Genomic DNA, 23,362 nt, shown 5'->3' on the forward strand with positions numbered 1-23,362 from the left:
CTTCACGGCCCTGCGGAAGTGAGGGTTCCGTCACTCTCCGGAAAGTCTGAACATGGACATCTGTCCAGTTATAGTAGACACCTGTCCAAGATGTTGTTCACGACGACGAGGAGTCGATCGATCATGGAAACGCTCGCGAACGTGCTGGTCGGGCTGGTGGCAGCGCTGCATCTCTACATCCTGGTGCTGGAAATGTTCCTGTGGGAGAAGAAGCCCGGGCGCGGACTGCACGGCTTCGACCCCGAGATGGCCAGAGCCACCGCACCCATGGCCGCCAACCAGGGGCTGTACAACGGCTTCCTCGCCGCGGGTCTGATCTGGGGCCTGATCGCCGCCGACCCGACCGGCTTCCGCGCCCAGGTGTTCTTCCTCGGCTGCGTCGTGGTCGCGGGTGTCTACGGCGCGGTGACGGCGAACCGGCGCATCCTCTTCGCGCAGGCGCTGCCCGGCGCGCTGGCCCTGGCCGCCGTCCTGATCGCCCGGTGAGCCGCGCCGAGCCCGAGGACCGGCGGGCCGCCCGCACCCGGGCACGGCTGCGCCAGGCCCTCCTCGACGAGTGCGCCGAACACCCCCTGGAGGAGATCGGCGTGGCCGCCCTGGCACGCCGGGCGGGGGTCGGCCGGGCCACGTTCTACGTCCACTACGACGGCCTGGAAGCGCTTGCGGTCGACGCCTGCGCGGATGTCGTACGGGACGCGGTGGAGGCGCTGCACGCGTGGCGCGGACGGCCCGATCCGGTGCACGCGCCGCCCGCACTGTCGGAGTTCTTCTCCGGACTGCTCCCCCACGCGGCCCTGTACCGCACCCTGTTGAGCCCGGGCGGCGGTGGCCCGCTCGGCCGGGTGCTGCACCGGGATCTGCGCGCCTACAGCCTCCGTGAGCGCGAACTCGCGGGCGCGGCGGACGCCCCGCTGGTCGCCTCGGCCGTCGCCGGCACCTTCGGCGGGGTCCTCGCCGACTGGCTGCACGGGCTGTTGGACGGCACGGCGGAGGAAATCGCCGACCAGGTATGGCAGTTGCTGGTCGCGCTGCACATGAGCCGGTGACGGGGGCTCAGAGGCAGCCCGCGCCGTGCTTGAGCGCGGGCCACGCCTCCACGGCGTCGGGCGTGCGGACGTACGCCTTCGACGCGTCGGGCGTGAGCCACAACTGCCAGTCCTGGTACCGGTATCCGGTGTCGCGGGCACTCGCCGGCAGCCGGACGTCACCGTCGTAGGCGGCGGTGAGCATCTCGGACGGGAGCACCTTGTCGGGATCGCGGGCGTAGAGCCTGCCCTTCTTCCCCTCGCCGGTCTGGAGGAAGTGCGCCTTCTGCCAGTCGCAGTGCGCGGCCCCGACCGAGCTGCTCACCACCGTGGTCGGCACCCGCTTGCCGTCCTTGTCGGTCCAGATCTCGTATCCGTGCGCCTCGGTGAAGCTCGCGGGGAGTTCGGCCGGGTCGCAGGAGGCGCTGGTCTCCGGGCCCCAACCCGGCCTGTTCTTCTGGTCCTTGGCGACGACGACGGCGACCTTCGTTCGGCCGTCGACATCGTAGGAGAACAGCACGCGCCCGTCCGCCCTGCGCTCGACGCGGTAGCCCGTGCGGGGCACGTCCGGCTGCTCGATGTCGAAGTACGTCCGCAGACCGCCCTCGGGGGTCCTGCCGCCGTCTCCCTTGCTCCACGCGTCGGCGCCGCCGCTCTCGTACGTCTTCCCGTCGCACTCCAGCGCCCGCCCTGCGGCACCCGACTTGTCGGAGTCGGTGGCCGGTACGTACAGCGGTCCGGCGTAGGGCGTGGCCGGCGGGGTGCCCGCGACCACCGTGTCTCCCCCGTCCTCGGTACCGCATCCCGCCGTCACGGCCACCAGTACGGCGACCGCCGTGAGCCCTCTGCGCATGCCCTGCCCCCTCGCGTGTTGTTCCTACGACGCACGGGCGGGCCGAAACGTTGGGGGTTCAGCGGGCTTCCTGGAACGTACGCCGGTACGCCTGCGGCGAGACCCCGATCGCCGCGTGCAGGTGCTGGCGCAGGGACGCGCCCGTCGCGAAGCCGACGCGGCCGGCGATCTGGTCGACCGACAGGTCGCTGGCCTCCAGGAGGTCGCGGGCGCGGGCCACCCGCTGCTGGATCAGCCAGCGGCCGGGGCTGAGGCCCACCTCGTCGTGGAAGCGGCGGGCGAAGGTGCGCAGGCTCATCCCGGCGTGCCGGGCGAGATCGGCCAGGGCGAGGGACTCGTCGAGGCGGGTCAGGGCCCAGTCGCGGGTGGCGGCCGTGCTGGTGGCCCCGGAGTCCGGCACCGGCTGCTGGATGTACTGGGCCTGTCCTCCGTCGCGGAACGGCGGGACGACACAGCTGCGGGCGACCGCGTTGGCGAGTTCGCTGCCGTGGTCCGTGCGCACGATGTGCAGGCAGATGTCGACTCCGGAGGCCGCGCCGGCGGAGGTGAGGATCCGGCCGTCCTGGACGAAGAGCACGTCCGGGTCCAGGTCGACCTGCGGATACAGGGTCCGGAAGCGGTCCACGACCTGCCAGTGGGTGGTGGCGCGGCGCCCGTCGAGGAGACCGGCGGCGGCGAGCACGAAGGCGGCCGTGCAGATCGAGACGATGCGGGCGTCCGGGCGGATCCGGGCGAGAGCGGCGGCGATCTCGGCGGGCAGTCCCTTCGGGATGCGCGGGGTCGCCATGGAGGCGACCACGACCGTGTCCGCCGTTTCCAGGATCTCCGGCCCGTGCTCCACCGCGACCGAGAAGTCGGCGTTGGTGCGCACCGGGCGGCCGTCGACCGTGCAGGTCAGCACCTCGTAGCGGCCGTCGGCGGCGCCGAAGATACGGCTGGGGATGCCCAGCTCGAAGGGATAGACGCCGTCGAGCGCCAGGACCACGACCCGTTCCACATGCTGCATGGCACGATCCTATCGAAGGTTGGCCATCCTGCCATTTTCTTGCCGTGCGGGACCCGGCAGGCTCAATGACCATGAGCACTGTGAACACCATGCGCGTCATCACGCAGCACACCCTCGGCGGTCCCGAGGTCCTCGAGGTCGCCGAGGTCGAGCGGCCCACGCCGCGCGCCAACGAGATCCTGATCAAGGTGCGGGCCGCCGGCCTCAACCCCACCGACTGGAAGCACCGGGCCACCGGCGGATTCCTCGGCGAGCCCCCCTTCGTCCTCGGCTGGGACGTCTCCGGCGTCGTCGAGTCCGTCGGCGTCGGTGTCGCCCGTCTCCAGCCCGGCGACGAGGTCTTCGGGATGCTGTCGTACCCATGGGGCCACGGCTCGCACGCCGAGTACGTCACCGCCCCGGCCCGGGCCTTCGTCCACAAGCCCGCCGGGGTCGACCACGTCCAGGCCGGCGCGCTGCCCCTGGTCTCGCTGACCGCGTGGCAGGCACTCGTCGAGAACGCCGAACTCCAGCCCGGACAGCGGGTGTTGATCCACGCGGCGGCCGGCGGGGTCGGGCACGTGGCCGCGCAGATCGCGAAGGCGCGCGGCGCGTACGTCATCGGTACGGCGAGCGCGGGCAAGCACGACTTCCTGCGCGAGCTCGGTGTCGACGAGGCGATCGACTACCGGGAGACCGACTTCGCCGAGGCCGTGAAGGACGTCGACGTGGTCCTGGACACGCTCGGCGGCGAGACCGGGCTCAAGTCGCTGCGGGTGCTGCGGCCGGGCGGGGTCGTGGTCTCCATCGTGCCGATCGGCAAGGACGACTTCTACGAGGAGGCCGAGCGGCTCGGTGTGCGGGCGGTCCGGATGCTCGTCGACGCGGACCGGGCGGACATGGAGTCCGTCGCGGAACTCGTCGCGGCGGGCACGTTGCGCGCGACGATCGCCGGGACGTTCCCGCTGGCCGATGCCGCCGAGGCACACGCCCTCGGCGCCACCGGCCGCACTGCGGGCAAGCTGGTGCTGACGGTCGACTGAGCCGGAGACGGCCGCCCGGATCAGAAGGTGAACACGGGCCAGCAGGTCAGAAGCCGAGTACCGGCTTGTGGCTCAGAAGCTGAGCACCGGGTTGTGGGTCAGAAGGTGAGCACCGGCTTGATCGCCTTGCCCGCGCTCATGTCCCGCACCGCCTGGTCGATGTCCGTGAACGGATAGGTGCTGATCAGGCGGTGCAGCGGGAGCCGCCCCTCCTTCACCAACCGCACGAGCGCGGGGATGAAGCTCTGTGTCTCGCTGTCGCCGAGGGTCAGGCCCACGATCCGCTTCCCGGGGATCAACCCGTTGACGTCCAGGGCGACTTCACTGCCGAAGGGCGGTGCTCCTACGACGACCAGGGTGCCCCGGGCGGCGAGCGCGTCGGCGCCCTGGCGGAGGACCGCGACACTGCCGGTGGTCTCCACGATGCCGTCGGCGCCCTGTCCGTCGGTGAGTACCCCGAGGGTCTCGCCGAGGTCGGCCTCGGCGGCGTTGACGGTGTGGGTGGCGCCCAACTCCTTTGCCAGGGACAGGCGTTCGGCGACCTTGTCGACGGCGATGATCCGGGTGGCCGGGGTGAGCGCGGCGGCCATCACCGCCGAGAGGCCGACGGCTCCGGCGCCGAGCACCACGATCGTGTCGCCGAGTCGGGGCTTGAGGACGTTCCAGACGGCGCCGACCCCGGTCTGGACTCCGCAGCCCAGCGGGGCGATCGACTCCAGCGGCACCTCCGGGTCGACCTTGACGAGGCTGCGCTCGTCGACCAACGCCCGCTCGGCGAAGGAGGATTGACCGAAGAAGTGCCCGCCGAGGGACTCGCCGTCCCGGCTGATCGTGCTGCTGCCGTCGGCACGCCGACCGCCGATGAGGTTCAGCGGCAGCCAGGTCGCGCAGTAGGCGGGGTGCCCGCCCTGGCAGTTGCGACACTCGCCGCAGGATGTGAAGGACAGGACCACATGGTCGCCGGGTACGACGCCGGTGACGGCCGAGCCGACCTCCTCGACGACTCCGGCGCCCTCGTGACCGAGAACTCCCGGGAGCGGAAAGGGCAGTCCGCCGCTCGCCACACCGAGGTCGGTGTGGCACAGGCCTGTTGCGACGACCCGGACGAGCGCCTCGTGCGGGCCCGGCTCGGCCAGTTCGACGTCGGTGAGCGTGAAGGGTGCGCCGCCCGACTCGACGACGGCCGCGCGTGTGGTGGTGGACATCGTACGAACTCCTTGGTGGGTGTGGTCAGTTGAGGTGGCGGCCGGAGCCGGTCGAGTCGGTGGGTGAGGTCAGTCGAGCGAGACGACGACGGACTTGGTCCGGGTGTAGGCGGCGAGGCCCTCGGGGCCGTACTCGCGGCCGAAGCCGGAGTCCTTGACGCCGCCGAAGGGGACGTTGGGGTCGAGCATCGCCCAGTCGTTGATCCAGACGATGCCCGCCTGGAGCCGGTCGGCGATGCGGTGGGCGCGACCGAGGTTGCCGGTCTGGATGCCCGAAGCCAGGCCGTAGGGCGTGGAGTTGGCGAGTTCGACGGCCTCGTCCTCGGTGTCGAAGGGCTGCACGGTGAGGACCGGGCCGAAGATCTCCTCCTGGATCACCCGGGAGTCGTTGGCGAGGTCGGCGATGACGGTGGGCTTGTAGTAGTAGCCGCCGTCCAGGTCGAGGCGTTCGCCGCCGCAGACGATGCGGGCGCCCTCCTTGCGGGCGAGGTCGACGTACTCCTCGACCTTGCGCAGGTGCTTCTCCCCCGCCATCGGGCCGACGACGGTCTCGGGCAGCCGGGGGTCGCCGAGCGGTACACCGGGGACGGCGTCGGCGAGGATGTTGAGGAGGGTGCTGTACACCGGGCGGGCGACCAGCAGGCGCGGGCCGCCCATGCAGAACTGGCCGGTGTTGAACACGAAGCCCTTGATGACCGCGCCGACGGCCTTCTCGAGGTCGGCGTCCTCGAAGACGATGTGGGCCGCGTTGCCGCCGAGTTCCATGGTCACGGGCTTGAGGTTCTCGCCCGCGATGCTCGCGGCGTGCCGGCCGACGGCGGTGGAGCCGGTGAAGGCGATCTTGTCGATGCCGGCGTGCCGCAGCAGTGCCTCGCCCGCGACCGGGCCCGCGCCGGTGACGACGTTGACGACACCGTCCGGGACGCCGGCCCGCTGGAGCAGTCCGGCCATGTAGAGGGCGCTGAGCGGGGTCTCGTCGGCGGGCTTGTGGACCACGGTGTTGCCCGCCGCGAGGGCCGGGGCGAGTTTCGAACCGGCCAGAATCAGCGGGAAGTTGAAGGGCGTGATCGCGGCCACCACGCCCAGCGGTTCGCGCTTGGTGTAGGCGAGCGCGTTGAGCGGGGTGTCGCGGGTCGAACCGTCCAGGGAGTAGGCGAGGGCCGCGTAGTGCTCGTAGTCGTTGGCCGCGTTCGTGATGTCGACCGCGTGGCACAGGGTGATGGGCTTGCCGACGTCGAGGCTCTCCAGGTGGGCGAGTTCGTCGGCGTTCTCGCGGATCAGCTCGGCGACGCGGTGCAGGATCCGGCCGCGTTCACGGCCGCTCAGCCCGGACCAGCGGCCGCTGTCGAAGGCCTCGCGGGCGGCGCGGACGGCCGCGTCCACATCGGCGGGGCCCGCCTCGGCGACCGTGGTGACGACCCGGCCCCGGGACGGGTCGACCACCTCGGTGCGCGCTCCGTCGGCGGCCTCGCGCCACTGCCCCCCGACGAACAGGCGGCCGGGTTCGATCTCGAAGGCGGTCATCGCCACTCCTCAGCATCGTTGCCAAGATTTCAACCAACAGGATTCCTGTTGGTTCCTCATCTGGTTCGCAGTCTCATTACAGACAGGTTTCCTGTCAATGCTCTAGGGTGAATCCATGGCTGAATCCCTGGTTGGCGCCCACGCGACAAAGGCACCCCCATCCCTGCTGTACATGGTCAAGCAGGTGGAGCTGGTGGTCCGCTCCCGCCTGGACGAGCTGGTCAAGCCGTACGGGATCACCGCACTCCAGTACACCGCGCTCACGGTCCTGGAGCGACACGACGGCCTGTCGGCGGCCCAGCTGGCCCGGGACTCCTTCGTCACCGCGCAGTCCATCGCCGATCTCGTGCGCTCCCTGGAGGGGCGCGGGCTGATCCGCCGGGAGCGCAATCCGCGCAACCGACGCGAGCTGCTGATCCTGCTGACCGACGAGGCGCGCGAGCTGCTGGCCGACTGTGCCGGGCCGGTGCGGGAGCTGGAGGAGCGGATGGTGCGCGAGCTCACAGCGCACCAGGGCGAGCAGTTCCGCCAGGCGCTTTCCAAGGCCTGGCACGCACTGTCGTAGTGCTGCCCGGAACATCTCAGAAAGCTCTGGCTCGATTCGAAGACATATGTCAATCGAACATGCTCAAATTCACTCCATCGAGGGTAACTTGCAGGGCGGGGAGCGCTTCTGGGCTCAACCCCGCTTCACCGAGGGCCGGTTGGAGGCGATGTGGACGTGCAGCAGGAACCCGCGCCGCTGACCCGGCATCTGCGGATCCACCGGGAGCGGGGGTTCACGGTCCTGGAGTTCCGCGGGGAGATCGACATCGCCGCGGCGATGGAGATCCTGCCCTGGCTCGACCGGGTGACCGGGCTGCCCCGCGCGCGGATCGTGATCGACCTGCGACAGGTCGAGTTCTTCGACTGCTCGGGGCTGCGGCTGCTGTACCGGGCGCGGCAGCGGGTGCTGGAGCGGGAGGGCCGGCTGCGGCTCGTCTGCACTCATCCACTGACCCTGCGCATCCTGCGGGTCACCGGACTGGGCCGGCTGCTGCCTCCGCAGCCGACGCTGGACGCGGCCCTGGGGCAGCCCGAGGCCACGTCCGGCACACTGTGATCCGTGAAGTCCCTTGCCTGGAGGGCTACTTGAGGATTTTCGTGACCTGACCGGCGCCCACCGTCCGGCCGCCCTCACGGATCGCGAACTTCAACCCCTCCTCCATGGCGATGGGTTGGATCAGTTCGACATGCATGGTCGTGTTGTCGCCCGGCATGACCATCTCGGTGCCCTTCGGCAGGGTCACCACACCGGTCACGTCCGTGGTGCGGAAGTAGAACTGCGGCCGGTAGTTGTGGAAGAAGGGCGTGTGCCGGCCGCCCTCGTCCTTGGAGAGGATGTAGGCGCGGGCCTCGAACTCCACGTGCGGGGTGACCGATCCGGGCTTGATGACGACCTGGCCACGCTCCACGTCCTCGCGCTTCACCCCGCGCAGCAGCAGTCCGACGTTCTCACCGGCCCGGCCCTCGTCGAGGAGTTTGCGGAACATCTCGATGCCGGTGACGGTCGTCTTCGTCTTCTGTTCGTGGATGCCGATGATCTCCACCTCGTTGTTGACCTTCAGCACCCCGCGTTCGATCCGGCCGGTGACGACCGTGCCGCGCCCGGTGATGGTGAAGACGTCCTCGATCGGCAACAGGAACGGCCGGTCCACGTCCCGTACCGGCTGGGGCACGAACTCGTCGACGGCGTCGAGGAGTTGGAGCACCGAGGCGGTCCACCCCGGGTCCCCTTCGAGGGCCTTGAGCGCGGACACCTTGACCACCGGGAGGTCGTCGCCGGGGAACTCGTACTCGGTGAGCAGCTCCCGCACCTCCAGCTCGACCAGTTCCAGGATCTCCTCGTCGTCGACCATGTCCGTCTTGTTGAGGGCGACGACGATGTACGGCACGCCGACCTGCCGGGCCAGCAGCACGTGTTCCTTGGTCTGCGGCATGGGCCCGTCGGTGGCCGCGACGACGAGGATCGCGCCGTCCATCTGGGCGGCGCCGGTGATCATGTTCTTGATGTAGTCGGCGTGTCCGGGGCAGTCGACGTGCGCGTAGTGCCGTCGTTCGGTCTGGTACTCGACATGGGCGATCGAGATCGTGATGCCGCGCTGCCGTTCCTCGGGCGCCTTGTCGATCTGGTCGAACGGCGTGAAGGGGTTGAGGTCGGGGAACCGGTCGTGCAGCACCTTCGTGATGGCCGCCGTGAGGGTGGTCTTGCCGTGGTCGATGTGGCCGATGGTGCCGACGTTCACATGGGGTTTCGTCCGCTCGAACTTCGCCTTCGCCACGGCGAGTCCTCCTGATCACCTCGGTGCTGCCGAGCGTTGCTCCGTCCCTTCATGTCTATTCGTTCGGCGGCGCGTCGAACAGGGCGCTGACGGACTCGCCGTTGTGAATGCGGCGCACGGCCTCGGCGAGCGCCGGGGCGATGGACAGGATGCGCAGCTTCTCGGTGCGCTCCTCCTCGGGCACCGGCACCGTGTTGGTGCAGACGATCTCCAGTACGTCGGGCTGCTCGCCGATCCGCTTGAGCGCGCCCGCCGCGAACAGGCCGTGGGTGCACGCCACTCGGATCGAGCGCGGGCCCAAGTCCCGTAGCCGGTCCAGGAGTTCGAGCACGGTGCTGCCCTTGGCGATCTCGTCGTCCAGGACGATGACGTCCCGGTCCGCGATGTCGCCGATGACGGAGCTGATCACGACCCGGTCGTCCGCGTACCGCTGCTTGGCACCGGCCGCCACCTGGGCGCCGATCAGCCGGGCGAACGCGGCGGCCTCCTTCGCGTTGCCGAGGTCCGGGGAGACGACGGTGGTACGGGAGAGGTCGTACTGCCGGAAGTGCGCGGCGAGTTCGCGCAGTGCGTGCAGATGGTCGACCGGCACCGAGAAGAATCCGTGCACCTGGGGCGAGTGCAGGGTCATGGCCAGGACGCGGCTCGCGCCCGCCGCGACCATCAGGTCGGCGACCAGCCGGCCGCCGAGCGAGATACGCGGGGCGTCCTTCTTGTCCGAGCGGGCGTAGGAGTAGTGCGGCATGACGACGGTGATCCGCCCGGCGGAGGCGCCGCGCGCCGCGTCGCACATCAACAGCAGCTCCACCAGGTTCTCCTGGACCGGCTTGACCAGGGGCTGGATCAGGAAGACGTCCCGTTCCCGGCAGTTGGCCTGGAGCTGCACCTCCAGGCAGTCGTTGGCGAACCGGCTGACCCGGGTGGGGCTGAGCGGCACACCGAGATGCGCGCAGACCTCCTTGGCCAACTCGGGGTGGGCACTCCCGCTGAACACGGCGATGTCTCGCACGAACGGCTCCTCGCATGATCATTCCCGGCCGTGCCTCATGCTACTGACCCGCGAAAACGGCCTGCGTGCCGCCCGCTCCTGCACGCCATGATGGCGCCGCCCGTGCTCCCCCGCATGTCAGGAACCCCGGATGCGCCGGCTCCTCGGAATCCACCGGCCTCCCCACTGGACGACGGTTGGGTGAGGCGGCTCCGCGGCAGCGGCTCATGTACGGGGAGAGGATGTGGTGGTCGCCTCCGTCCGGCGACCGCGAACTGCGCCCGCACTCAAGGCTGTTCGGGGTGGTCGTGGCCAGTGTCACGACATGGACCGGACCGTGCTCCGGAAAGGTCACGAGACGCATGGGACGAAGCCGCCGGGACATGTTGTCTTCGGCCGGCCGGTACTCCCGGCGGGCCGGAACTGTGACTTTTCACCCCTGTGCGCCCTCCGTGCCCCCGTCAGACGGACTGTTCGACCAACACGTCGGTCTGACAGGGCATTTGGGGGGCATGCGCATACCGAGGAAGGGAGGGCCGTCCCCATGACGACTTCCATCAGCCGTATCAACCGGCGCATGCCGGTCTGGGCGAAGGTGCTCACCGCCGTCGTCGTTGTCATCGCCGTCCTGTTCGCCGGGCTCCGGCTGGCCGTGCTCCCGGGGCTGCGGGACATCTTCGGCACCGAGACCCATGACCGTTCGGGTCCGGCTCTGCTCAAGTCCATTCAGGACATGAGCCGTTACGACGCGGCCTCCGGCAACTTCCAGGTCGTCGTGGACCTGGAGAAGGACGCCAAGTTCCTGCCCCAGGCGATCCGCGGCACCCGCACGCTGTATGTCGGCGCGGGCACCGTGGAGGGCTATGTCGACCTGGGCAAGCTCGGCAAGCAGGACGTGACGGTCAACAGCGACCGCACGTCGGCCAGCATCAAGCTGCCGCACGCGACGCTCGGCAAGCCGGCGCTCGACCCTGACCACTCCTACACGGTCTCCAAGCAGCGCGGTCTGCTGGACCGCCTGGGCGACATCTTCTCCGACAACCCCAACAGCGAGCAGGCCGTGCAGAAGCTCGCCTCCAAGCACATCGCCGAGGCGGCGAAGACCAGCGGCCTGACCACACGTGCCGAGACCAACACCACCAACATGCTCAAGGGTCTCCTCGGCTCGCTCGGCTTCAAGAACGTGAACATCTCCTACAGCGCCTGACCTGTCGCTGCTGAACCATCGAAAACTGGAGGCCCACCGCATGGCCCGTTCCGTCTCGCGCCTGCGCACCGCCAAGAAGACGGATGCCGAGTCGAAGCCGACCCGCCCCGAACGCGGACGCCATCGCATGTCCCTCCCCGTCCGCCTGCTCGCGATGCTGATCGGCTTCGTGCTCATGGTGGGCTTCGCCGTCGTCCTGGCCAAGCTCACCCTGGAACCGTCCCCCGCGTCCAAGGCGCTCGTGCACACCAATCTGCATCCGGGCCGCTCCCTGAAGGCCTATCTCGACCAGCCGGCGATGCGGGACGCCATCAAGCAGATCGGCGGGAACGTGGTGCTCGGCATCCCGTTCGGGGTGCTGGTGCCCGTGTTCGCGCCCCGGGCGCGCGGCATCCTGAAGGTCCTGCTGCTGACGGCGACCGTGATGCTCCTGGTGGAGTTCGCACAGGGCGCGTTGATCACCGGGCGGGCCTTCGACATCGACGACGTCATCCTCAACACCTCGGGCGCGCTGATCGGTTGGGTTCTGCTGGGGCGCCGGCTCGGCCGGGCGGTGCACGCGCGGAAGCCCGTCACGAAGGCGGCAAGGACGTCAAAGCCTGCGAAGGCGTCCAAAGCGCCGAAGGCCGCTTCGTAACGATCACCTACCGGCCCGTACCGTTCGACTACTGGTCCGTACCAAGGTATTGACGCTCTCCTTATCTCACTCCTTAAATCAAGAGGCGACGCTTTCACCTCCCACCTCAGTCGGCGTGTCGGTCCCCACGTCCGCCGTACAGAAGGGAATGCCGTGGCCTCCCCACGCGTACTCCGCAGATGCCTCTTCGCCGCCCTGTCCGCCGCACTGGTCGCGTCCGCCGCGATCGGTCCGGCGCGGGCGGCCTCCACGTCGGACGCCCAGGCCGACGCCGTCACGTTCTCCGACACCTTCGACGGGGCCGCCGGCAGTGCCGTCAACTCCTCGCGGTGGACACAGGAGACCGGCGACAACGTCAACAACCACGAGCGCGAGTACTACACGTCCGGCACCAACAACGCGTCCCTGGACGGCCAGGGCCATCTGGTGATCACCGCCAAGAAGGAGAACCCGGCCAACTACCAGTGCTGGTACGGGACGTGTCAGTACACCTCGGCGCGGCTGAACACCTCCGGGAAGTTCAGCGCGCAGTACGGGCATGTCGAGGCGCGGATGAAGATCCCGCGCGGGCAGGGCATGTGGCCCGCGTTCTGGATGCTCGGCACCGACATCGGGTCGGTCGGCTGGCCCAACTCGGGTGAGATCGACGTCATGGAGAACGTCGGCTTCGAGCCCTCCACGATCCACGGCACCATCCACGGCCCCGGCTACTCGGGCGCCAACGGGATCGGCGCCGGCTACACGCTGGCGAACGGCGCGGCCTTCGCCGACGCGTATCACACCTTCGCCGTCGACTGGGCGCCCAACTCGATCAAGTGGTCGGTCGACGGGGTCGTCTACGAGACCCGTACGCCCTCCGACGTGGGCGGCAACACCTGGGCGTTCAACAAGCCGTTCTTCCTGATCCTCAACCTCGCGGTCGGCGGCGACTGGCCGGGCGACCCGAACAGCGCCACGGCCTTCCCGGCCCAGCTGCTGGTGGACTCGGTGTCGGTGACCACGAGTGACACGGCCACCGGGGTGGCGATCAAGGGCCTGGCCGGCAAGTGCGTCGACGTCAACGGGGCGAACTCCGCCAACGGGACCGCCGTACAGCTCTACGACTGCAACGGCTCGGCAGCCCAGCAGTGGACGGTGGGCTCCGACGGCACGATCCGCGCGCTCGGCAAGTGCCTGGACGTGAACGCCGGCGGCACCGCGGACGGCACGAAGGTCCAGCTCTACGACTGCAACGGCTCGGCCGCTCAGAAGTGGGCCGTCAGCTCGGCGAACGACATCGTCAACCCGCAGGCCAACAAGTGCCTGGACGTGACCGGCAACAACTCCGCCAACGGCACGCCGCTGCAGATCTGGACCTGCTCGGGCGGCGCCAACCAGAAGTGGACGGTCGGCTGACTCCGTAAGGGCTAGTGCGGCAACCAGGTGAACTTGTCTCCACCGACCCAGCGGACCACGTCAGGGTCGTCCAGGTCGCGGACCGTGATGCCGCACACGGCCGCGACCTGGAGGACGTCGGTGATCCCGGTGGCCTCGCAGACCATCTCCCCGTCGATCTCCACGATGCGGAACGGCGGGGTGCCCGGCTGCACCTTGAGCACCATGATCCGCGGGGTCGAGATGTGCGGGCTGGCGATTTCGGTCATGCAATAGAGCCTAGAACGCATCCGGCGGTCGCGAGCGGTCCAAGGTGCCTGGCCAGGGGCCCCTCGCGGGAGGAGGCTCGATGGATCCCGTGCAGGCACTGGACCGGATCGCCTTCCTGCTGGAACGGTCCCTGGCCCCGACCTACCGCGTACGCGCCTTCCGTACGGCGGCCGGGGTCCTCGCGGCGCTGCCCGCGAGCGAGGTCGCCGAACGCGCGGCGGCCGGGACGCTGGAGTCCCTCAAGGGCATCGGCCCGAAGACCGCGCAGGTGGCCGTCGAGGCCCTGGCCGGGCGGGTCCCGGCCTATCTGGAGCAACTGGAGGCCGAGGCCCCGACGCCGTCCGGCCCCGGCGGCGCGGAACTGCGGGCGCTGCTGCGCGGCGACTGCCACCTCCACTCGGACTGGTCGGACGGTGGCAGCCCGATCGAGGAGATGGGCCGTACGGCGGCCGGGCTCGGCCACGCATGGGCGGTGCTGACCGACCACTCCCCCCGGCTGACCGTGGCCCGCGGACTGTCCCCGGAGCGGCTGCGCGAGCAGCTGGACGTGGTGGCGGCACTGAACGCGACCTGGGCGCCCTTCCGGCTGCTCACCGGCATCGAGTGCGACATCCTCGACGACGGCTCGCTGGACCAGGAACCGGAGCTTCTCGACCGGCTCGACGTGGTGGTGGTCTCCGTGCACTCGAAGCTGCGCATGGACGCCCGCGCCATGACCCGCCGCATGGTGGCCGCCGTACGGAATCCGCACGCGGACATCCTCGGGCACTGCACCGGGCGGCTGCTGATCGGGCGGAACGGGGGTGCCGCGCGGCCGGAGTCGGAGTTCGACGCGGACGAGGTGTTCGCCGCGTGCGCCGAGTCGGGTACGGCCGTGGAGATCAACAGCCGTCCGGAACGGCTGGACCCGCCGCGGCGGCTGCTGCGGAAAGCCGTCGACGCCGGGGTGCTGTTCTCGATCGACACCGACGCGCACGCGCCCGGGCAGCTCGACTGGCAGATCAACGGCTGTGCGCGGGCCGAGGAGTCCGGGGTGCCCGCCGAACGGGTGGTCACCACCTGGCCGTTGGACCGACTACTGGACTGGACCAATGGCACGTGATGCACATCACCGCCCACCGAAGCTTAGCCTGGAACACTCGCCCATGGTCGCCCGTTGAAGACAGCGTGGGTGCGCCCACCACCTGGCCGCCCCGGCCGTGATTCCCCCGTCGCGGTCGGGGCTTCTCCTTGTCCGGGTCCGCGCGGCCGCTCCGCTTGACCTCGAGCGCACTTCAATTCGTAGCGTTTCTCTCATGACCACTGCACAGCACAAGATCGGTTCGGGATTCGGCGAGAAGAGCACCGCCGACGACGTCCTGACGGGCCTCGACCTCGGCGGAAAGCTCGCGGTCGTCACCGGCGGCTACTCGGGCCTCGGCCTGGAGGCGACCCGCGCCCTCACCAAAGCGGGCGCCCGGGTGGTCGTCCCCGCCCGCCGGCCGGACGCCGCCCGCGAGGCCGTGGCCGGACTGCCCGGCGTCGAGGTGGACGAGCTGGACCTCGGTGACCTGGAGAGCGTGCGCGGCTTCGCCGAGCGGTTCCTCGGCTCCGGCCGGAGCATCGACTTCATGATCGACAACGCCGGGATCATGGCCTGCCCGGAGACCCGGGTCGGGCCCGGCTGGGAGGCGCAGTTCGCCACCAACCACCTCGGTCACTTCGCCCTCGTCAACCGGCTCTGGCCCGCCGTCGAGCCGGGCGGCGCGCGCGTGGTCTCGGTGTCCTCGCGCGCCCACCACTTCTCCGGGATGCGCTGGGACGACGTCCAGTGGAGCCGCGGCTACGACAAGTGGGAGGCCTACGGCCAGGCGAAGACCGCGAACGTCCTGTTCGCCGTCCACCTCGACCAGCTCGCCGCCGACCGTGGTGTACGGGCCTTCTCGCTCCACCCCGGTGGCATCCTCACCCCGTTGCAGCGCCACCTCCCCAAGGCGGAGATGGTCGAGCGCGGCTGGATCGACGAGGAGGGCAACCCGCTCGACCCCGAGGGCTTCAAGACCCCTCAGCAGGGCGCGGCCACCGAGGTGTGGGCGGCGACCTCGCCCCAGCTGGACGGTCTGGGCGGCGTCTACCTGGAGGACTGCGACCTCGCCGAGCCCGCTCCCGCCGACGGCGAGCGCGTGGGCGTCAAGTCCTGGGCGACCGACCCGGAGCAGGCGGCACGTCTGTGGAAGCTGTCCGCCGAACTAACCGGTGTGGACGCGTTCGCCGGATAGAACCGGGCACAGCCTCGCGAGCACACCCTCGCCGAGGCGGCCTTACGCGGGGCCGAGCTCCCTCGGCCCGTACAGGGCGGCGGGCGCGCCGGTCGTCAGCGCCCAGTAGCGGTCCCCGTACGACCAGTGCCACCACTCCGTCGGGTAGTTGACCAGGCCGACCGCGCCGAGCGCCTTGCCCAGCACGGCGCGGTTGGCCCTGGCCTCGGCGGTGATGTTGTCGGCGCCGGTGTAGCAGGCCCCGGCGCTCTGCTCCGGGTTGGCGTTCATCGGTGTGCCCAGGTCGAGTTCGCGGCCGTCGGCGTCGGCGAGGGTCAGGTCGACGGCCGCGCCCGCGCTGTGCGGGGCGATCTCGGGCGGGGACACATAGCGGCTGGCGGCGGTCCGGATCCGGTCGGCGGACCAGTCCGGGTTGGCGGCGCGCAGCTCGTCGCCGTAGCGCTCGAAGTAGCGGCGCTGGAGGGTCGGCGGTCGGTAGCCCTCGACGAACAGCAGGCGCAGGCCGTCGGGCAGCAGGGCCTCCGCCTTCAGGAGGCGGTCCAACATGCCCCGGCGCAGGAGGAGTTCGGCGCCGCTGTCGGAGTCCTTGTTCTTGCGGTCGTCGACCAGCAGGACGTCGCTCACGTCGACGAGGGGCTCCCCGCACTCCTCGACGGGGACGGCGGCGACCCGGGCGTCGGACATCAGGATGATCTCGCTCATGGAGTGATCGTCTCCCATCGGCCCGTCGCCTCAGTGCGGGGCGCGCTCCTCAAGTGCCGTGCGCCAGGCGGGTGGTGGGCCCTCGGGTTCGGGCTCGGCGCGGCGGCCGCCGCGGGCGAAGAAGTCGGCGAGGGGAAGGATCGCGGCGCCGACGGTGACCGCGTCGGGGCCGAGGAGGCCCAGGTCGATGGTCACGCGTCCGGCGGGGTGGCGCAGCGCGTAGGCGGTGGCGTGGTGGCGTACGGCGGGCAGGAAGCGGGAGCCGAGCTGGAGTCCGGCCCAGCCGCCGATGAGGATGCGTTCGGGCTGGAAGAGGTTGATCAGGTCGGACAGGCCGGCGCCGAGGTACTCGGATGTCTCCTCCAGGACGGCGAGCGCGACGGGGTCGGCCTCGGTGCCCTCGGGCGGATAGGCGGCGACCAGCAGCGCGGTCATCGCGGTCTCCTCGTCGGTGCCCTCGGGCGGACGGCCGCCCTGCTCGCGCCAACGGTCCAGCAGCGACTCGGCGCCCGCGTACGCCTCCAGACAGCCGAGGGCTCCGCAGCGGCACCGGCGACCGCGGACCCGTACGGTCAGATGCCCCCACTCGACGGCCCGGCCGTTCTCCACCTCGGGGGTCACCAGACAGGCACCGACACCGGAGCCGAAGAGGACGACGATCGCGTTGCGCGCGCCGCGCCCGCCGCCGAACCACATCTCGGCCTGGCCGAGGGTCTTGGCGCCGTTGTCGATGAAGTACGGGACGGCGTCGGGGAGTTGGGACGTGGAGCGGAGCAGCTCTTCGAGCGGGACCGCGTCCCAGCCGATCGTCTGGCCGTGCACGACGGCGCCGCGCTCGGGGGTGTGCTCGACTATGCCGGGGACGCCGATGCCGACGCCGAGGAGCTGTTCCGGCGCGATGTCGGCGGCGGCGAGGACCTCGGCTATGCCGTCGCGGATGTGGCCGACGATGACCTCGACCTCGTAGCGCTGCTGCTCCAACGGGCGTTCGGCGCGGGCGAGTTCGGTGAGGGTGAGGTCGAACAGCTCGACGCGGACCCGGGTCTCGCCGACGTCGACGCCGATCATGTGGCCGCTGTGCGGGGCGACTTGGAGCAGGGTGCGGGGGCGGCCGCCGTCGGAGTCGACGCTGCCGGCCTCCTCGACCAGGCCGTCGGTGACGAGGTCCGCGACGACGTTGCTCACCGAGCCGGAGCTGAGCCCGGTCGCCGGGCCCAGTTCGAAGCGGCTGAGGGGTCCGTCGAAGTACAGCTTTTGGAGCACGGCCGTGCGGTTGGCCCGCCTCAGGTCGCGTACCGTGCGCCCGTTCCGCCCCGCCATGTGGCTCCCTCCGAACCCCGCACCCTCTTAATTCACGCCCTGAACTAAGGGGCGGTGGGATGCACACTACGTGGTGGAAGCCGTCTCGTCGATCTCTCCGAGGGCGGCGAGCAGCTCGGGGCCGACGCGCTCCCGCCGCCAGCGGTTCTCTTCCTCGCCGAACTCCCGGGGGACGCCCTCGGCGAGCATGATCAGGTAGAGGTAGCTGCGGTAGAGCGCGTAGCGGATGCGGGCCGACCGGTCGAACTCGACCCGGCCGCCGGCCTCCCGGTACCCCGCGAGGAACGGCTCGTCCGTCCTGATGTCCCCGAGCAGCGCCAGGGAGACGAAGTCGGCGAGGGGGTCGCCCCAGAACATGCGCTCGCCGTCGATGAGACCGCCGATCCGGGGCGCACCGCTCGTGCGGTCGACCAGGATGTTGCCCTGCCACAGGTCGAAGTGGACGGCGCGGGGGACGGCGACCTCGTCCAGGACGTCATGGGCGGCGCGGGCCGTGCGGGCGATGTCGTCGGCGGGGAGCGGCAGCCAGGCCCGGTAGCGACGGGCGTCGTCCAGGACCGCGTCGTAGAGCGTGGTGAACGCGGTGCGCCAGTCCGGGGCGAGCGGGCCGAGGGCGCCGGAGGGGTAGCCGAAGCCGGGGCCGGTGATCTCGTGCAGGCGGGCGAGCTGTCGGCCCAACTCGGTGCGCAGGGCAGTGACTTCGGTGTCCGTGAGGGAGTCGTCCCAGGGTTCGCCCGGACAGAGCGTCATCAGGAGGGTGTCGCCGTCGAGGACCACGACGCGCGGCGCCGCGACCCCGGCCTTGGCGGCGGCGCCGTAGAAGTCGGCCTCGGAGACGAGTAGTTGGCGCTCGTGGGCCAGGCCGGGAGCGGTGGGCGCGGTCTTCAGGACGTAGCGACTGCCGTCGGTGAGGGTGAGTTCCTCGACGGTGTTGTAGGTGCCGCCGCCCATCGGGCGGAGGTGGGCGAGCTCGCCGGGCGGGATGCCCGCCGCGCCGAGTACCTGCCGGGCTCGCTCCCAGGAGTCTGTCACCGTGCGCCCACCTCTCCCTCTCGGTCAGCCGGCGGCGTACACGTCCTCGACGTAACGCCCGTCCGCCATCAGTGCGATGAGCCACCGCTCGGCGGCCGGGTCGTCGGCGCCGGGCGTGCGGTTCCGGTACAGGGTACGGAACGCCTCCCGTACGCCCGGCGCCGTCCGCGCGCCGTCGCCGCAGACGAACACCCGGGCGCCGTCCTTCGACAGGGCCCACCCCTCGTCGGCCTCGGCGGCGACGCGGTGTGCTGGACGAAGCTCGCTCCGCCCTGCGGGGCCGCGCTGACGGCGGGCTGCAACCGCGGTGCCTCGTCGAGCACTTGGCGCGCGTGGGTGAGCCGCCCGACCTCGTCGTACGTCGGTTGCGGGTCCGCCGTGTCGCCCCACGGCGCGAACGACATCACGCCGGACGTCGTCTCGTGGCTTCCTGAAGTCCGTGGCTTCACGCGGCTTCCGGCCGCTGAGAAGATCACCGCCATGACCCTCTCGTTGCGCATCGACCGAATCCTCGGCGACCGTCCCTTCGCCGAGGTCGGTGATCCGGTCCTCACCGTCGACAACGAGAACCGCGGCCTGCTGGCCGTGGCAGGCACGCACGTGGCGGTGGCGGGCGCGCACGAGTTCGGCAGTACTGCGCCGGTTGGTGTCTACGGCATCGACGATCTGGCCTGCCGAGCACTTCTCCGTGCACGCTATCCCGTGCACGCCATGGCTTTCCACCCCAGGCTCCCCCTTCTTGCAGTCGGCACGGGCGACTACGACGGCGGCTACTTCTTCGAAGGGGAACTGCTCCTTCTCGATCTGGAGACGGGCAGCGCCACGTCGCTCATCGAGCACGAGCTCGGCCGCCAAGTCCTGGGCTTGGACTGGCTGAGCGAACAGGACCTACGCGTGCTGATGGCACCGTCCGACGACTGGCAGGACAAGGACGCGTGGAGCGAAGGGCACATCGCGGTGGTGCATCAGCCCGACTGGAGGGTCGTACCACCCCGGTCGATCACCGGTCATGACCTGGCTGGACCACGGGTAGCGGCCCCGCGAACCGACCGTCGAGAGGATGCCCGCCGGACGGTCTCCGGTCTGAGTGCGCACTGGGACCCTCGACGCAACGTCCGGGCGGTTGAGGAATTGTCCGACGGCAGGATCGTGGCGACGCTCGACGGGGTCCAGTTGGAGTCCTGGCTTCCATCGGGGCAACGGCAGTGGGCCGTCCGGGACGACGATGGTGGCGGCCGTGACATTGTCATCGCCGCAGATGAGCGATCGGCCTGGGTCGGTCTGATGCGGCCTCCGTGGGAGGAGCGCGCTCAGGCCGTGGTCCGGCTCGCGCTTCAGGACGGGGCGCAGCTCGACCACCTCACTCCCGCCGGCTCGGTGTCCGTGGTGCGATGTGCTGACGGCCTGCCCGCCCTCGCACCCGCTGGGCGGAACGGCGAGCGGAGCAGGTTGCGTATTCGGCATGGGAGCCGGATCTACTTTCGGGAAACCGTTTCCACGAAGGGCGGGCAGCGGCCTGGACCGGGTGAAGTCTGGCTTGCGGCAGCGGACCTGGGGTCCGTACCGGTTGCCGAACGTCCGCGTGAGCCGAGGGGGGCGGAGGTCGATCATGTGTGTCCGTTCTCCTGGAAGCCAGGTGAGACACACTTCGCCGGCCCCGGCGTGGAGACCGCCGATGGTGACCTGATCTATGCCGGCACTGTCTACCACGGCCACGGGCTGCAGCCCGGTGGCTCCTTCGTCGTACGGCGCATGGTGGCCGGTGAAGAGCCCACTTGGGTCTTTCGGACAGACCGGAAGGCCACGGACCTCGACCACGACTTGGAGACCGTCTATGTCACCTACGACGACGGCGAGATCGTCGGACTCGATCTCCATGACGGCGATGTCCGCTGGCGTCGGCACCTGGCTGTTGCCGGAGTACCCGTCGTGGCGACCGCGCTGACCGTCACCGGACCCGGCCGACTGCTCATTGGCACCACCGACGGGCGGCTCCTGGACTGCTCGGCTGTTTCCGGGAGCCGCGGGGTCTCGTTGCGGACACGTTTGTAGAACTCGTACGTGAGGTCGCCGTGCCGCCTGAGGGGCCATGCGGTGGACACCCGCCCCGGCACGACGGGCGCCGGCGCGGCAACTGCCTTGCGCCGTAGGGAAGTACTGCGTTCAGCGTGCTCGTCCGGCTCTGGCGGGCCGCGTCACAGGACTACACGTTCGTATGGTGGAGAACACCGACGGCTCCGCCCGGCAGGCCCGACGCCCTCGCACAGCGGGCGAACTGAGTGCGCGTACTCATGCGCACCCCGCGACCACCCCGGCACGGTGTGGTCATGACGCAAGCAGTACCCGAACAGCCGCTGCTGCGCGGCAGACGGCCCTGGTCCAACCGGACCTCTCCTCGCTCGGACATCATCGCCGCCGTCCTCCTGTTCCTCGGCGAGGCCGCCGTCCTCGTGTGGGCGACGCTCGACTACGTCCTGCAGACCTGGGCCGCGCAGGACAACCAGGACGAGATCGACGCGGCGGACCTCGCGAACATCGCCTGGATGGAGCACTTCGTCTACGTCGTGCTCGCTCTGGCGGTGCTCTCGGCACTCTCCCGCGCACCCTGGACGCTGGTGTCGCACCTCCTCACCGCCTTCTTGGTGACCATGCTGTTCACGGGCGCCCAGCACGACTACGAGGTCGGTCATCCGGACCCCGCGGCCACCCCGACCGTCCGCTACACGCCCTGCCTCAGCGGCAGCGGGAAGTGTCACTGATGATGGTGCGGCAGGTCGTGGCGAGAGGTGCCGGTGGACTGGGCGCGTGGGGAGGGCATGGTGTGGCGCAGTCGCGCCCTGATGTTCTTCGACCGGGTGGCGGTGCCGGTCGCGGTGTGTGATGTGTACGGCTCGCTACAGGTCGCCAATCCCGCGATGGCGGCGGAGTGCGGCACGACGCCGGGGCGGCTGCGCGGCCGCGACGTCCTCGACCTGTTCCAGCCGCAGGAGTCGGGACAGGTGGAGCGGATCGCGCAGGCGCTGCGGCTGCGGCACCGGTCGCGCTATCAGGTGTCGGTACGGTGGCGGGCCCCGGTCGCCGACTTGACGTAGGCCGTCCCCGCCCCCTCCGGCGCCCCGAAGCGGGCGAGGGTGTGCCAGACCATCTTCAGGTCCTGGAGTGCGTAGCGACCGGTGCATGCCGCGTCGCCGATGGCGCGCGGGTCGACGACACCGCGCTCGGCGATACGGGCGCCGAGGTCGACGTACTCCTGCCCCCGATAGTCCGCGTGCCGCCTCAACTCGCCCACGGTGAGCCGGTATCCGGGGTGCCACTCGACGGGGCAGGGCAGCCGGCGGGCGGCGGTCTCGACGGGGGTGCCGCGGTAGCTCGTGTCCAGGACGAGGGCCTCGGTGTCCCGGGAGAGAACGACACCTCCGTGCACCTGTGTCTCGATGTAGTCGTTCAGGGCGTCCTGTTCGTCCTCGTCGGCCTCGGCGAGCGCGATCAGGGTCATGCCGGAGGCGACGCCGAAGTCGGTCGGTTCGGCCGCGCTGTCGGGGTAGCAGAAGGTCGCGCGGGCGAGGGCCGCACCGGTCAGCCGGAAGTGCGAGGAGCCGAACCGCGGGGCGGCGCCGACCAGTTGGCGCCGGAAGTTCAGCGCGCCGTACACCGGTCGCTCGGGGGCGGGCGCCTCGTCGTAGGCGCCCGCGAAGATCCGGCTCTCCCAGCGCCAACGGTCGCCGCCGGGACGGGCGGTGAGGCCGCCGTTGCTGGTGCCGGTGACGAACTGCGAGTGGTACGTGCCGTCTTGGGCCAGCGCGTCGAGGATCGGGCGACCGGTCGCCGTACGGTCGGGGTGGAAGTTGAGCGTGATGCGCAGGTCCGGATCGACGGCCGGGCCCGACGAGTACTCCGCCACATGTCGCAACGCGCGCGCCTGCCTTGGCCCGACACCGGCTACGCCCTCGGCGCCCACGACGCCCTCGAAATCCATTGGCTCCTCCACCGCTCGCCTCACTACCCTGGGCCGAAACCTAGACCCCCTAGGTTTCGGAAACCGACCTCACCCCAGGAGCCCCTCCCATGAGATCACTCACCGAGCACGACATCCGCAACTCGTTTGTCAACTGCTCGAAGGGCGAGGCCAAGCGACTGGCGATCCCCCGCGATCTCGACACCCGCCCCTGGGACGACCTGGACTTCCTGGGCTGGCGCGATCCCGGGGCGCCCGACCGCAGTTATCTGGTCGCGGAGCGGGCGGACGGGCCGATCGGGGTGGCGCTGCGGTTCCCGTCCGCGCGGCGCGGCTTTCTGCACCGGAGCATGTGTTCGCTGTGCGTGACGACCCACCCGGGCGGCGGCGTCTCCCTGATGACCGCGCGCAAGGCGGGACCGGCGGGCCGCGAGGGCAACTCGGTCGGCCTGTACATGTGCACCGATCTCGCCTGCTCGCTCTATGTGCGCGGCCGGAAGATCCCCGAGTCGGGCATCCGCATCGAGGAGAGCCTCACCGTGGAGCAGCAGATCGACCGGACGGTGGGCCATCTGACCACGTTCCTGGACAAGTTGTTCGTCTGACGCGAGCCCCCCGCCACCTCGATGACGTCAGTCCCTCAGCACCTGGATGACGTCAGTC

Annotated in this window: 24 protein-coding genes and 2 pseudogenes; 14 read left to right on the plus strand and 12 right to left on the minus strand. The window is 70.3% G+C overall.

The genetic code is table 11. The features are described from left to right. Positions 1–123 precede the first annotated feature (123 nt). Positions 124–486 (plus strand): DUF1304 domain-containing protein, encoded by a 363-nt coding sequence (locus JHN63_RS05530; RefSeq protein WP_200677549.1) that lies wholly within the window; start codon positions 124–126, stop codon positions 484–486. Continuing rightward, a complete protein-coding gene (locus JHN63_RS05535) occupies positions 483–1,046 on the plus strand; it encodes a TetR/AcrR family transcriptional regulator (protein ID WP_200677550.1) in 564 nt (187 codons plus the stop codon). The genes JHN63_RS05530 and JHN63_RS05535 overlap by 4 nt, the downstream gene beginning before the upstream one ends. 7 nt (positions 1,047–1,053) lie before the next feature. On the opposite strand, the gene JHN63_RS05540 is transcribed toward JHN63_RS05535, so the two are convergent. Beyond that, the gene (locus JHN63_RS05540) at positions 1,054–1,878 is read right to left on the minus strand and encodes a hypothetical protein (protein ID WP_200677551.1); all 825 of its coding nucleotides are present in this window, start codon (positions 1,876–1,878) and stop codon (positions 1,054–1,056) included. Positions 1,879–1,936: 58 nt separating this feature from the next. Further along, positions 1,937–2,884: a GlxA family transcriptional regulator gene (locus JHN63_RS05545; RefSeq protein ID WP_200677552.1), complete on the minus strand. Its 948-nt coding sequence runs from the start codon at positions 2,882–2,884 to the stop codon at positions 1,937–1,939. Between the two features lie 80 nt (positions 2,885–2,964). Here JHN63_RS05545 and JHN63_RS05550 point away from each other — a divergent pair, with 80 nt between their 5' ends. Continuing rightward, positions 2,965–3,906: an NADP-dependent oxidoreductase gene (locus JHN63_RS05550; RefSeq protein WP_200677607.1), complete on the plus strand. Its 942-nt coding sequence runs from the start codon at positions 2,965–2,967 to the stop codon at positions 3,904–3,906. 98 nt (positions 3,907–4,004) lie between these two features. Here JHN63_RS05550 and JHN63_RS05555 read toward each other — a convergent pair whose 3' ends face one another. Continuing rightward, on the minus strand, positions 4,005–5,111 hold the full coding sequence (locus JHN63_RS05555; protein ID WP_200677553.1) for an NAD(P)-dependent alcohol dehydrogenase: 1,107 nt from the start codon (positions 5,109–5,111) through the stop codon (positions 4,005–4,007). A 69-nt stretch (positions 5,112–5,180) separates the two neighbouring features. Further along, positions 5,181–6,635: an aldehyde dehydrogenase gene (locus JHN63_RS05560; protein WP_200677554.1), complete on the minus strand. Its 1,455-nt coding sequence runs from the start codon at positions 6,633–6,635 to the stop codon at positions 5,181–5,183. Positions 6,636–6,750: 115 nt separating this feature from the next. Here JHN63_RS05560 and JHN63_RS05565 point away from each other — a divergent pair, with 115 nt between their 5' ends. Next, complete coding sequence (locus tag JHN63_RS05565; RefSeq protein WP_200677555.1) at positions 6,751–7,200, plus strand: MarR family winged helix-turn-helix transcriptional regulator; 450 nt, start codon at positions 6,751–6,753, stop codon at positions 7,198–7,200. Between the two features lie 156 nt (positions 7,201–7,356). Continuing rightward, the gene (locus JHN63_RS05570) at positions 7,357–7,737 is read left to right on the plus strand and encodes an anti-sigma factor antagonist (protein WP_307781824.1); all 381 of its coding nucleotides are present in this window, start codon (positions 7,357–7,359) and stop codon (positions 7,735–7,737) included. Positions 7,738–7,762: 25 nt separating this feature from the next. Here JHN63_RS05570 and tuf read toward each other — a convergent pair whose 3' ends face one another. Together tuf and JHN63_RS05580 are read right to left on the minus strand one after the other, a co-directional pair. Then, the gene (gene tuf, locus JHN63_RS05575) at positions 7,763–8,956 is read right to left on the minus strand and encodes an elongation factor Tu (RefSeq protein ID WP_200677557.1); all 1,194 of its coding nucleotides are present in this window, start codon (positions 8,954–8,956) and stop codon (positions 7,763–7,765) included. Positions 8,957–9,011: 55 nt separating this feature from the next. Continuing rightward, positions 9,012–9,965 (minus strand): ribose-phosphate pyrophosphokinase, encoded by a 954-nt coding sequence (locus JHN63_RS05580; protein WP_019068509.1) that lies wholly within the window; start codon positions 9,963–9,965, stop codon positions 9,012–9,014. Positions 9,966–10,488: 523 nt separating this feature from the next. Here JHN63_RS05580 and JHN63_RS05585 point away from each other — a divergent pair. From JHN63_RS05585 to JHN63_RS05595, 3 genes are all read left to right on the plus strand, one after another. Then, complete coding sequence (locus JHN63_RS05585) at positions 10,489–11,151, plus strand: DUF4230 domain-containing protein (RefSeq protein ID WP_200677558.1); 663 nt, start codon at positions 10,489–10,491, stop codon at positions 11,149–11,151. A 40-nt stretch (positions 11,152–11,191) separates the two neighbouring features. After that, positions 11,192–11,788 (plus strand): VanZ family protein, encoded by a 597-nt coding sequence (locus tag JHN63_RS05590; RefSeq protein WP_200677559.1) that lies wholly within the window; start codon positions 11,192–11,194, stop codon positions 11,786–11,788. A gap of 153 nt (positions 11,789–11,941) precedes the next feature. Further along, positions 11,942–13,183, plus strand: coding sequence for a glycoside hydrolase family 16 protein (locus JHN63_RS05595; RefSeq protein ID WP_200677560.1), 1,242 nt, complete (start codon positions 11,942–11,944; stop codon positions 13,181–13,183). Positions 13,184–13,194: 11 nt separating this feature from the next. On the opposite strand, the gene JHN63_RS05600 is transcribed toward JHN63_RS05595, so the two are convergent. Beyond that, entirely contained in the window at positions 13,195–13,431 is a 237-nt protein-coding gene (locus tag JHN63_RS05600) for a hypothetical protein (protein WP_093623499.1), read from the minus strand. Between the two features lie 80 nt (positions 13,432–13,511). Here JHN63_RS05600 and JHN63_RS05605 point away from each other — a divergent pair, with 80 nt between their 5' ends. Together JHN63_RS05605 and JHN63_RS05610 are read left to right on the plus strand one after the other, a co-directional pair. Next, the gene (locus JHN63_RS05605; protein ID WP_200677561.1) at positions 13,512–14,534 is read left to right on the plus strand and encodes a PHP domain-containing protein; all 1,023 of its coding nucleotides are present in this window, start codon (positions 13,512–13,514) and stop codon (positions 14,532–14,534) included. Between the two features lie 193 nt (positions 14,535–14,727). Continuing rightward, the gene (locus JHN63_RS05610; protein ID WP_200677562.1) at positions 14,728–15,690 is read left to right on the plus strand and encodes an SDR family NAD(P)-dependent oxidoreductase; all 963 of its coding nucleotides are present in this window, start codon (positions 14,728–14,730) and stop codon (positions 15,688–15,690) included. 42 nt (positions 15,691–15,732) lie between these two features. Here the strand turns inward: JHN63_RS05610 and JHN63_RS05615 are convergent, their stop codons facing one another. From JHN63_RS05615 to JHN63_RS05630, 4 genes and pseudogenes are all read right to left on the minus strand, one after another. Then, a complete protein-coding gene (locus JHN63_RS05615; RefSeq protein ID WP_200677563.1) occupies positions 15,733–16,392 on the minus strand; it encodes a M15 family metallopeptidase in 660 nt (219 codons plus the stop codon). Positions 16,393–16,422: 30 nt separating this feature from the next. Next, entirely contained in the window at positions 16,423–17,712 is a 1,290-nt protein-coding gene (locus tag JHN63_RS05620) for an ROK family transcriptional regulator (protein ID WP_200677564.1), read from the minus strand. Between the two features lie 66 nt (positions 17,713–17,778). After that, entirely contained in the window at positions 17,779–18,744 is a 966-nt protein-coding gene (locus tag JHN63_RS05625; RefSeq protein WP_200677565.1) for a phosphotransferase family protein, read from the minus strand. Between the two features lie 24 nt (positions 18,745–18,768). Beyond that, a pseudogene (locus tag JHN63_RS05630) lies at positions 18,769–19,049 on the minus strand (hypothetical protein); the annotation flags it as partial. Positions 19,050–19,224: 175 nt separating this feature from the next. On the opposite strand from JHN63_RS05630, the gene JHN63_RS05635 reads away from it, so the two are divergent. The 3 genes and pseudogenes from JHN63_RS05635 to JHN63_RS05645 form a co-directional block, all read left to right on the plus strand. Beyond that, on the plus strand, positions 19,225–20,796 hold the full coding sequence (locus tag JHN63_RS05635) for a hypothetical protein (RefSeq protein WP_200677566.1): 1,572 nt from the start codon (positions 19,225–19,227) through the stop codon (positions 20,794–20,796). Between the two features lie 275 nt (positions 20,797–21,071). Further along, a complete protein-coding gene (locus tag JHN63_RS05640; protein WP_234476183.1) occupies positions 21,072–21,503 on the plus strand; it encodes a DUF6234 family protein in 432 nt (143 codons plus the stop codon). A 57-nt stretch (positions 21,504–21,560) separates the two neighbouring features. Further along, positions 21,561–21,818, plus strand: a pseudogene (locus JHN63_RS05645) (PAS domain S-box protein); the annotation flags it as partial. On the opposite strand, the gene JHN63_RS05650 reads toward JHN63_RS05645, so the two are convergent. Then, positions 21,791–22,720 carry a DUF3626 domain-containing protein gene (locus JHN63_RS05650; protein ID WP_234476184.1) on the minus strand — a complete coding sequence of 310 codons (930 nt, stop codon included), beginning with the start codon at positions 22,718–22,720 and terminating at the stop codon, positions 21,791–21,793. The pseudogene JHN63_RS05645 and the gene JHN63_RS05650 overlap by 28 nt on opposite strands. An 89-nt stretch (positions 22,721–22,809) precedes the next feature. On the opposite strand from JHN63_RS05650, the gene JHN63_RS05655 reads away from it, so the two are divergent. Next, positions 22,810–23,304 carry an FBP domain-containing protein gene (locus JHN63_RS05655; protein WP_200677568.1) on the plus strand — a complete coding sequence of 165 codons (495 nt, stop codon included), beginning with the start codon at positions 22,810–22,812 and terminating at the stop codon, positions 23,302–23,304. Positions 23,305–23,362: the final 58 nt, after the last annotated feature.

Origin of the sequence: Streptomyces sp. MBT65 (genome assembly GCF_016612545.1) — a bacterium.
In the GTDB taxonomy this organism is placed as follows: domain Bacteria; phylum Actinomycetota; class Actinomycetes; order Streptomycetales; family Streptomycetaceae; genus Streptomyces.